The following is a 514-nucleotide window of genomic DNA, read 5'->3' as shown; positions in this document are numbered from 1 at the left end:
AGAGTTTGTCCCCAAGAGGATCAATGTGAAGCTCCTTGTGTGATGGGCAAAGTCGGAGAACCAATAAACATTGGGAAACTTGAGAGATTCGTTGCTGATTATGCACGAGAACATGGGATAGATGAAGAACTCCTTCAAGAGATTATTCCAAAAATTGAAAAGAAAAAAGAAAAAGTTGCTATTATCGGGGCAGGTCCAGCTGGTTTGACCTGCGCTGCTGAACTAGCCAAGGATGGATACCAAGTTACGATATTTGAAGCCCTTCATAAACCCGGGGGAGTTCTTGTTTATGGAATCCCCGAGTTCAGGCTTCCTAATGACACCATTGAAAAAGAACTTGAGAAGCTTAAGAAACTTGGTGTTGAGATGAAAACTGATTACATAGTAGGGAGAACTGTTACTCTTGATGAACTTCTCGAGAACTACGATGCGGTGTTTATAGGAACCGGTGCTGGAACCCCAAAACTTCCAAATGTTCCGGGGATTAACTTAAATGGTATCTATTCTGCAAACG

General features: G+C 42.2%; 1 protein-coding gene. It reads left to right on the top strand.

The window, feature by feature from the left end; all coding sequences use genetic code 11:
* Positions 1 to 514 (top strand): FAD-dependent oxidoreductase (locus tag EP1X_RS09935; RefSeq protein ID WP_156300743.1); only part of this gene is annotated, 514 nt, incomplete at both ends.

It is taken from the genome of Thermococcus sp. EP1, from assembly GCF_001317345.1.
Lineage (GTDB): Archaea > Methanobacteriota_B > Thermococci > Thermococcales > Thermococcaceae > Thermococcus_A.
This window is presented reverse-complemented; position numbering and strand designations above follow the sequence as displayed.